The sequence below is a fragment of the Arthrobacter sp. STN4 genome, assembly GCF_024539665.1.
GTDB lineage: Bacteria > Actinomycetota > Actinomycetes > Actinomycetales > Micrococcaceae > Specibacter.
The window spans coordinates 47,399-55,769 of record NZ_JAKZGX010000026.1 but is presented as its reverse complement, the minus strand read 5'-3'; the positions used below and the strand labels follow the sequence as shown (position 1 = coordinate 55,769).

At 62.6% G+C, this 8,371-nt stretch carries 8 protein-coding genes and 1 pseudogene; 1 reads left to right on the top strand and 8 read right to left on the bottom strand.

What is annotated here, in order from left to right; genetic code table 11:
* Positions 1-116: 116 nt before the first annotated feature.
* On the top strand, positions 117-524 hold the full coding sequence (locus tag MMF96_RS15850) for an SOS response-associated peptidase (protein WP_256884112.1): 408 nt from the start codon (positions 117-119) through the stop codon (positions 522-524).
* Here MMF96_RS15850 and MMF96_RS15845 read toward each other — a convergent pair.
* The 8 genes and pseudogenes from MMF96_RS15845 to MMF96_RS15810 all read right to left on the bottom strand — a co-directional run.
* Positions 519-674 (bottom strand): annotated as a pseudogene (locus MMF96_RS15845) (DUF4113 domain-containing protein); the annotation flags it as partial. The gene MMF96_RS15850 and the pseudogene MMF96_RS15845 sit on opposite strands and share 6 nt — an antisense overlap.
* 473 nt (positions 675-1,147) lie before the next feature.
* Positions 1,148-1,927 carry a ParA family protein gene (locus MMF96_RS15840; protein WP_256884110.1) on the bottom strand — a complete coding sequence of 260 codons (780 nt, stop codon included), beginning with the start codon at positions 1,925-1,927 and terminating at the stop codon, positions 1,148-1,150.
* 875 nt (positions 1,928-2,802) lie between these two features.
* The gene (locus MMF96_RS15835) at positions 2,803-3,564 is read right to left on the bottom strand and encodes a helicase associated domain-containing protein (RefSeq protein WP_256884109.1); all 762 of its coding nucleotides are present in this window, start codon (positions 3,562-3,564) and stop codon (positions 2,803-2,805) included.
* A 139-nt stretch (positions 3,565-3,703) separates the two neighbouring features.
* Complete coding sequence (locus MMF96_RS15830; protein ID WP_256884108.1) at positions 3,704-4,129, bottom strand: hypothetical protein; 426 nt, start codon at positions 4,127-4,129, stop codon at positions 3,704-3,706.
* Between the two features lie 872 nt (positions 4,130-5,001).
* On the bottom strand, positions 5,002-5,262 hold the full coding sequence (locus MMF96_RS15825; protein WP_256884107.1) for a hypothetical protein: 261 nt from the start codon (positions 5,260-5,262) through the stop codon (positions 5,002-5,004).
* Positions 5,263-5,288: 26 nt separating this feature from the next.
* Positions 5,289-6,728: a chromosome partitioning protein ParA gene (locus MMF96_RS15820; RefSeq protein WP_256884106.1), complete on the bottom strand. Its 1,440-nt coding sequence runs from the start codon at positions 6,726-6,728 to the stop codon at positions 5,289-5,291.
* A 9-nt stretch (positions 6,729-6,737) separates the two neighbouring features.
* Positions 6,738-7,253, bottom strand: a complete 516-nt coding sequence (locus tag MMF96_RS15815) for a hypothetical protein (protein ID WP_256884105.1) — start codon at positions 7,251-7,253, stop codon at positions 6,738-6,740.
* A gap of 10 nt (positions 7,254-7,263) precedes the next feature.
* Positions 7,264-8,361 (bottom strand): CHAP domain-containing protein, encoded by a 1,098-nt coding sequence (locus MMF96_RS15810; protein ID WP_256884104.1) that lies wholly within the window; start codon positions 8,359-8,361, stop codon positions 7,264-7,266.
* Positions 8,362-8,371 lie beyond the last annotated feature (10 nt).

The following is an 8,371-nucleotide window of genomic DNA, read 5'->3' as shown; positions in this document are numbered from 1 at the left end:
GTTTTACCTCTTGACGACGTCAAAGACATTCAAGAACAGGACCAGATAGTCAGGTCTTCAACAGGATCTGACGACCCGTCACCGCACTCAAAGACGTTGAAGACGACCGCAAATGGATACCGGATAACCCGGCAGATTTCTACTACGAGTGGCACACCGAGGGGAAGACGAAAACCCCGTACGCGATCCACTCCCCCCATGACGAGATCCTGGCCTTTGCCGGCCTGTACACCTGGTGGCCGGATAAGTCCCTGCCAGAGGACCACGCGGACTACTGGACCCTGACGACCACGATCCTGACCCGTGCCGCCGTCGGTGAAGTCAGCCAGCTGCACGACCGCACCCCCGTGACCCTGCCACCGAGCTTTTGGAACGAATGGCTGGACGCCGGCCAGGACGGCGACCAAACACTCGTGGACGCCGCCGTGGCAGCGGCCACGCCCGTGGCCGAGGCGCTGGAGTTCCACCAGGTCGGCCCGCTCACTGGCGACGGGCCCGAGCTGGTAAAGCCCGTCCAGTCATGAGGCCTCCGCGACAGGCAGCTCGTCCCAGTGGGTGGTGTAGCGGGGACTGAGCATGGCGCGATTCATAGACCAATCCGGACCACCCTTCACGCCGGCTGCCCCGAGTCCGATGCTGCCGCGCCCGTACTTTTTGGACCCGTCTTCGAGCAAGGGGAACGGCACCGCGCAATGCACCTGTCCATTGGCGTAGTAAATAGGAGGAATGGTCAATCGAGCGGGCGGTTTGCCATTCCCCAATGCAACTTGGTTTCTATCCAACCGGCCGGAGGACAGGCGCGTTAGGCTCGTCCAGTGTCTGCCGGGCTAGTCGTCTCGCCCCCATTTGGCGAGGATGGCTTGTTCGAGGGCTGAGCGGATAGTGATGCCGTGCTCTGCGACCGCTTGATCGAGTACCTGCATGGCTGTGAGTGAAATGCGTGTTCCGAGTTGGGCAGTTATTTCGCGTCGTCCTGCTGGGCGTCCAACCTTGGATGCGGGCGCATCCGGCTGTGACGTCGTTGTGGGGACCTCTGCCGATGCTTGGGGCACTGTGGGTTGTGCATCCACCGGATCGATTCGTTCGTCGGGGGCAGGCTTGGGGGCCCTGCGCTTGAGTTCTGTAGGCCGGTCTTGCATTTGCTCGGTCATCGGAGGATCTTTCCGGCTAGTTCTTTGTAGGCGTCAACAACGGGCAGGCCCTTGCGGTAGGTCCCGTACCATTCCTGCGTGAGTCGCATTTCCTGGACGATGGTGCGGTGTGGGACCAAGGGTGTCAGGAGCATGCCGGTTTCGCGAAGCTGGTCGATGCTGGCGGCTGCGATTCGGCTCATGATTGTCTCTTGAACGGCTCCGACGACGATGCCTGCCTCGTGCAAATTCGAGGGCGCGCCTATTTGTTCTCGAGAGCGTTTGAAGTGGTTTACGGAACGTCGGGCTCCTTCCACGCCGTCAACTCCGTCTGTTGTCGCGGTGGCGGCATAGACCACGGTGTCCGCGGCATTCAGTGCCGCCAGGGTAAGTGGTCCCCCTTGCCTGTTGGGGCAATCCAGCACTACGAGGTCGGCGTCCACGTCCATGAGAGAGATTCGCAGGCGTAGTTCGGCGTGGTCGGCCCTGTCGGCTTCACGGTTGGAGACGCTGCGGGCGGATGGAATGACGCGTAGTGTGTCGATCCAGTCGCTCTGGACAGCCAGGTCGTTGGCCCATCCCTCGGGGCTCTCGTTCCCCAGGATGGCGCCGACATGTCTCCAGTCTTCCGTGGGTACTATGCCCGTCCATTTGGTGGCTGCAGCTCTCGGGTCGAGGTCGATCAGCAGGACCTTCTTCCCAGTTGCTGCGGCTGTCATGGCCAGCGACACTGCCGACGTCGTTTTGCTTGCTCCGCCTGACTCGCTGTAGACCATCAACGTTTGTGTTGTCTTCATGCGTCAAGGGTACTTTCTTTAGTGCAAGTTAGCTAGCTACGTTTATTTCTTTCTAGAAAGAAATAAACGTAGCTAGCGTTATAGCTTAACTGAAACCGATTCTTTCTTCCAGCTCGCCTACGCCCTCACAGCCTCCTCGCTGGCTCTTCGGCGGTCGCCCAGGCCTGTGTCCTTTGTCAGTGTCAGGTTCTAGCGTTGGGTGTTGTGGAACGAGTATCAGTGATGACGTCGACAACCGGGGTGCCGCTGGCGATGGATGTCGATAACGATCGTTCGCGAGACGCCGGCCAGGATCTCATCCAAGTCAGCAAATACAGGGTCCAATGTGTAACAGCTCCCGTGTACCCACCAATGTAAAGTGCACCGCCTTTTGCGATACGTCGAACGCTTAATCACGGTGACCCGTCATCAATGCGGCTAAATCTAGCCACTACGACGGCTGGCGTCCCTTAGCGTCGGATATTCCACTTTTTCACAAGCCACCCCAATAAGGGGGACACCGTCTGCTTCACAGGTGCAGGACCTGGTAGCTCCCGCTCCGAGTGGGGGAGGCCCGTGCTGAGAGCGCCGGTCTCCGCGTCGCTGTCTCCGTAACGCAGGCGACAGCCGCTCTCGTTGCGCCCATCGACGGGAGCCCGGGCGGCAAGGTAGTCGATGCCGCGCGTCTCGGTATACCGATCGTCAGCTACGAGGACTTCGTCAATTCTTTGGCGCCAGCCCACTAAGGCGCCGGCCGCGCCTCGTCATCAGCTTTGCCGGCGGCGACCTGAGGACATGACGTCGACGTCGGGAGTACTTCAACTTTATACAACTCCCCAGCAGTTGTATGAAGAAGCCCCACGTCAACCCCATGCCGTGGGGCTTCTTCAGTGACGCTACTGGTGCTGATTCCAGCCAGCCAGTAAGGGCCCGGTACTCCTGAACGTGTCCTGAGCCGCCAAGTTCGGTTTAGTTGGCAGCTTGGCGGATGTACTGGTCTCCTGGCCCTGCTGCCGACTTCGGGGTTTTCTCCACCCCGGCACCTCTTCCTCCAGTGCGGTGAGTCGCCATTGTGCCAGGCGCTTGTGGAGTGCGTGGTTGTTTTGGGTTTGGAGCCAGATCGAGAGTGAGCTTTCGGCCTTGGTTGTGAATGGCCGGTGGCGGGGTAGTCGTCCCTGCTCGGCCACGAACACGGCGACGTCGTCTAGGCGTTGGCGCCATTGGGTGTCTTGTTCTCGTTCGAGGTCGGTGGTGACCCAGTCTCCGAGGAGCTCGCCGAGTTCCCTGGCCCGTTCCCAGCCCAGTGTTTGTGTCACCAGTGCGTGGCGCTGGGCGCAGAGCCAACCATAGAGGGAGGCTTCGCCGGCCTCGCGGCCGTGGATGGCGGGGTAGCGGCCGTGGGTGGCGATGAAGTCCCGGAGCTCAAGGAGGCGCCTGTGCCACTGGCGGCCGGGTTTTCGTGGTGCTGCGTGATGTTTGGCGGCCAGTTCCGGGTCCTGGGCCCGCCGGCGTTCCAGGTGCCTCTTCACGGTGGGCACCTTTGCCCCGGCCAGTTCGGCGATGCGGGTTGCCGGCACGCCTGCGGCGTAGAGCTGATCCCACTCGGGGTGGGCCCCGTCCTCGCCCTGCATTCTCTTCTGGTCCCTCCCGGTGGGCATGGTGGATAGTGCCCAGCCTAACGCGGCGGCACGCAGCCGCCCTCGAAGCCCGGCAGACACGGACCACAACCACACGCGTAGCGCCAACCACTGTTCCACCGCAGGTCAAACCTGAGATGGTGCCGGTGAGTTTCGCCCGTCATTCTAGATTCCGGGCGGGCCTGGTCTTTCGCCGGCCGCTGTCGAAAAGCGCACGGATCTGCGCCAGGGCGGTGACCTTGATCGGGGAATCTCCCTGGCTGAGCTGGGCGGCGCGTTCTGCCTGCCGTTCCAGCACGCGGCGGCGTTCGGCTTCGCCCTGGCGGAGTTGGTCTGCGTGGCGTGCGGCGGCCTGCTGGTCGCGGGAGCGAAGTGGTTCGCCGGCCTCCGTGCGCCAGGCTCCCAGGCGGTGCCGCATCCAGCCGCGTAACCGCCAGGCGTCCTTGGTCTCCGGTGCGCCGCTGTGCGGCCACGGCGTGCCGTCAGGCATCCAGTCCAGGGCGTGCAGGACATCAGCGACGGTCCACCCTGCCAAGAAGAAGTCCCGGCACGAGCTGGTGACGTCCTTGGTCGTCATGGAACGCAAGGGAAAGCTCCTGTTACGAATCTCGGCCGCCGCGGCTAGACGCTGTATCCGGCGGTTTGTCGTCCGGTGAGCAGGCCACTGGATTTCTGGACGCCATGGCACCTGGGCGGCAGGTGCGGCGCTCGCGACGCCTTCGACAATGAGTCGTGGCGAAGCCACGTCATTTTGAGAGCTTGTTTCTCGTGCGCGCGTATGGGTTAACTCTTTTCTCTTAAGGTGAGAACCGCCTAGGGCGGGAGGGGTGCCAACTTTATGAACAAGAGTAAGGGGGGAAGGGGTACACAGGACGTACACGGCGGCTTCGTTAATGCGTTCCCCGTCGGGGCCAGCGGCCGCGTATTTTGCCTGTCGGCCAGCTGCTACGCGGCCGATGACGCCCCATGCGACGAGGAGCCGCAGGACACGTGCCACGGTCGTTCGGGACGTGCCTGTGGCCTCGATGAGAGCTTGCCAGCCGGGGCGGGCAGTCATGGTGTCATAGTCCGTGCGCTCGATAAGGGTCCGCAGGACAGCCACGATAGTGGCTTGGCCGTTGCGGTTGCAGGCTGCGAACGATTCATGGTGCAGCAGTGCTGCCATGCTTTGCCGGCCGTGGGCGGCCCGCACGCTGCCCTTGGGCACGGCAGCCAGGACCACGGCAGAATCCGTTTCCCGGGCGCGGTTGACTCGCCGCAGCCGCACTGACGGGCGGTCGCCGGGAGTGTCCACGGCGGTTTCCGTGGACGAAAGGGTATGGGCGTGTAGACTTGTGGGCATACAGAGACTCCGTGAGGGTGTAACTGTTGGAGCCCTTCACCTCGGCCGCCAAGCAAGAGGGTGAAGAGCTTGAATAACTTGATATGAAGGCCCGCCTCTAGGCGGGCCTTCATCGTTTAAGAGACCATTCGGCCGATAGGCAGTTCCTCCGGGGTTTCAATGGTCGAAAGATCGATGCCAGCTAGCTTTTCAGCCACGGCGTTGGCTATGAACTCGCTAGCCGACTGGCCCAAGCTATCTGCAATAGCGAATAGTTTTTCTGCGTCTGCAACGGGGAGTCGGGTAGTCAGAACATGGCGTTCCCCTTTAGAGGGACGCCCTCCGCGTGCGCGTTTCTGAATTGCCATACTCATCACATTAGTTTCTGAAATCGCCATGTCCTGCATCTTCTTTCGCGTGTCGTCTAAAAACCTTTGGCGACAGCGGCGGCGGCCGCGAGCCAGGCGCGCTGGGTAGCTGGTTGGAGGGCTTCATAGCGGATGGGTCCGTTGACCAGGGCCGGGTCGTAGGGGATGCGGACGACGGCCCTGACATGGGGGGCAAAACCGTCAGCGATCCGTTGCGCTTCTGCCTTCGCCCGCTTGAGGGCATCGCCGCTCATGCTGCGCTTGGAGTCGGTGGATTCGGAGACGATGACGACGGCATTGCGTGCAAGTTCGGCGTCGTGTCCACCACGGGATTCGAGCGTCTGCAACGTTAGTCGGGCAGCTTCTGCCCGGTCTTCTATTGCCGTCACGGGCACCACGAGCTGGTTGGTGTGGTGGATCATCTGGCGCCAGTTCGCGGAACGTGCGGTGTTACCTGAGTCCATGACGATAAGCCGGTAATAGCGGGTGAGTACCTGGTGGGCAATGTCGACTTCCTCTGCGGTGACTTCGTGGTCGCCTTCCTCGTTTTCGTCTGAGCGCAGGACATCGAACTTATCGGAGGTCTGGTGGTGGACGAAGCGGGCGATTTCGGCGGCGTTGGTGCTGGGGGAGAGCAGCGTCTGGGATGAGTCGATGAGGTCAAGGACGCTGTTGTTGTGGCCGCCTTGTTCGGTGCGCCAGCCCAGCGTCCCTTGGGACTCGTTGTTGTCCCAGGCGACGGTGGCGGCTCCGCTGTAGCGGGCCAAAATTGCCGAGAGCATCACGACGGTCGGTGTCTTGTTGGCCCCACCCTTGCGGTTGACCACGGCGACGGTGCGCGGGCCCGGCCAGTGTTGGCTGACGGTTCGAATGTCTTCGCGTTCGGTCAGTTCTTCGGCGGATGGTTCCATGCGGAAGCCGAGTTTGGTGAGGATTCCACGCCAGCCGTGTGCAGCGGGTTCCAGGACGGGGGCGCTGACGAGAAACGAGGTTTCTTTCAGGCTGCGCCGGGTTGACTGTTCCGGGGCAGCTGTGGGGGGTGACTGGGACTGGTCGACTGAGGACGCGAAGGTGACGGGCTGCTTCGCTTCGTCCGGTTCATGGGCGGGCGTCGGGGTGGTTTGCACGGGAGCGGCCACAGTTGCTGCTGGCTGCTCGGCGGGGGCTGGGACGGCTTCAGGGACTGAAGTGATCAGGGGGGCCGCTGCCGGGGCTTTTTGTCGCCTGGGTGCGGTTTTCGCCGGTGCTGCTTCGCTCACGTGTCCTTCGGGGGAGACGACTATCAGTCCTTGCCCGTCGGGGTCGGTGGTGGTGACCTTCACGGGCCGGCCCAGGTGGGCGGCGGTGTCGGTGATGAGGCGCAGGGCCTCCCGCAGCACGGCGGCTTCGTCGTCTGCCTGGATCGGGTGGGAGGTGCCGTTGATGGTGACTTCGCCTGTTCCATTGGTTCGCAAAACGGCGTGGATTTTGGGGAAGTCTAGTGCCTGGGTTTCCATCGTCTTTCCTTACTTGGTGCCGTTGGGGGGAGTGAAGCGGTTGACCTGCCATGGCTGGTCGGCGGCGCTGCGCAGCAGCTGTACGTCGTAGCTGCCGGCGTCAGTGGGGAACACGACATGGCAGCCGAATCCGTTGTTTTCGTCGACCTTCAACTGTCCCGGGCCGGTAATTTTTTTGACCGGGATGTTGGCCGGGTCCACGTACTGGTAATCGGCCACCGCCTGGGAAGTCATGAGTTGTCCGAGGTCCTGAATCCACACCTTGTCAGAGACTGTCGGCCGCGCGTAAAGCTCCATCGCACGGGTAGCCGTGTCCAGCGCGGATGTCTTGCTCGCCGCATCCCAAGCGATACCCAGGGTCGGCGGGGCGGTGCCGCCTGGTGCTTGGGCGTGGCCGGCTGCGTCAGGTGAGGCTGTGGGCCTGACGGTGCTTGTTGGTGACTGCTCCACGGCCGTGGTGGTGGCTGCTGGGGTGCAGGCTGTGCACAGCAGCACGGCCGCCAGGACTGGCAGTGTTCGTTTCATGGTTCCTCCGTTACTTGCTGCCGCGCAGGTACAGGAAAGCGCTGGGGACGCTGTTCTGTACCGTTCGCGTGTAGTACGTGTGGTCGTTGGGGGCAGGGTTGCCGTTATATCCCTCTTCCAGGAAGCTTCCGTCGCCGTTGACCGCTTTGACGACAGCCACGTGGCCGTATTCGGCGTCTGATCCACCGACCCCTGGTGCGTACCAAACGACGGCCCCGACACGTGGAATTTTCCCGGTGGGCCAGCCCTTGGCGTCCCAGCCGTCTTTCCAGGTGACGGCGGAGCCCAGCAGTTTCCCGTCTGGCCGAAACGTGCTGTTGGTGACCTTGTACGGGGCGGTCGTGCTCCCCAGCTGCTGGTCAACGCGCCAGAGCGCGAAATCCACGCATTCGCGGTTGAAGAAGCCCAGAGGGGAATGGCTTGCGGGGTTTTCGGCTCCGACACTCACCCACGTTGGTGCCGTCTTCCAAGGCAGGTCATCGCCCTTGCCGGACTCTCCCGGGATTCCGCAGGAGCTTTCTCCGCTGGCGCCGGTCAAGGGGACGTTGGCCAGGGCCGCAACGACTTCCACAGCGGCCGGCCAGTAGCTCTGGTAGTGGTACGGGTCTGCGTTCCGCTGGACGCGGTGGGCTGCAGTGGAGGGGTCGAGGTGCTCCCAGCCGTCGATCTGTTGGAGGGCTTTGAAGAAGTTGCTTGCTGAGATGGTGGGATCCACGCGGTCGGCATAGCTTCCCCATGCGCCGCTGCCGCGCTGTTGGAACAGCCCCCGGGAGTCGGGGCCTGCACCGTCGCCGTGGTCAAGGGCGAGCAGGCCCGATTCGCCCATGGCGGTCATGACACCGATCGTTTGTCCGCGGGCCGAGAGCTTGAGTGCCTTGCCGGCGTTGATGATCAGGGCGGCATTTTTCAGCTGCACTCCTTGATAGCCGGCTACGGCAACTTTGGGGAGCTTGCCCTCGTCGACGCTGACGCTGCTCCCTGTGGGGGAGCAAACAGTGGCTACGGCTTTCGCGGAGCCACCGCCGAACAAGAGGATGGACAGAACCAGGACGATCGGCATCGCGATTGAGCCAATGATCAGTGCTGGTCCACCTTTGGCGGCCTCCATGGTCCCCTCC

Bases quoted from the DNA above. Each gene is read 5' to 3' on its own strand.
- MMF96_RS15840 (WP_256884110.1), bottom strand. From the start codon at position 1,927: ATGAAGACAACACAAACGTTGATGGTCTACAGCGAGTCAGGCGGAGCA.
- MMF96_RS15835 (WP_256884109.1), bottom strand. From the start codon at position 3,564: ATGCCCACCGGGAGGGACCAGAAGAGAATGCAGGGCGAGGACGGGGCC.
- MMF96_RS15825 (WP_256884107.1), bottom strand. From the start codon at position 5,262: ATGGCGATTTCAGAAACTAATGTGATGAGTATGGCAATTCAGAAACGC.
- MMF96_RS15820 (WP_256884106.1), bottom strand. From the start codon at position 6,728: ATGGAAACCCAGGCACTAGACTTCCCCAAAATCCACGCCGTTTTGCGA.
- MMF96_RS15815 (WP_256884105.1), bottom strand. From the start codon at position 7,253: ATGAAACGAACACTGCCAGTCCTGGCGGCCGTGCTGCTGTGCACAGCC.
- MMF96_RS15810 (WP_256884104.1), bottom strand. From the start codon at position 8,361: ATGGAGGCCGCCAAAGGTGGACCAGCACTGATCATTGGCTCAATCGCG.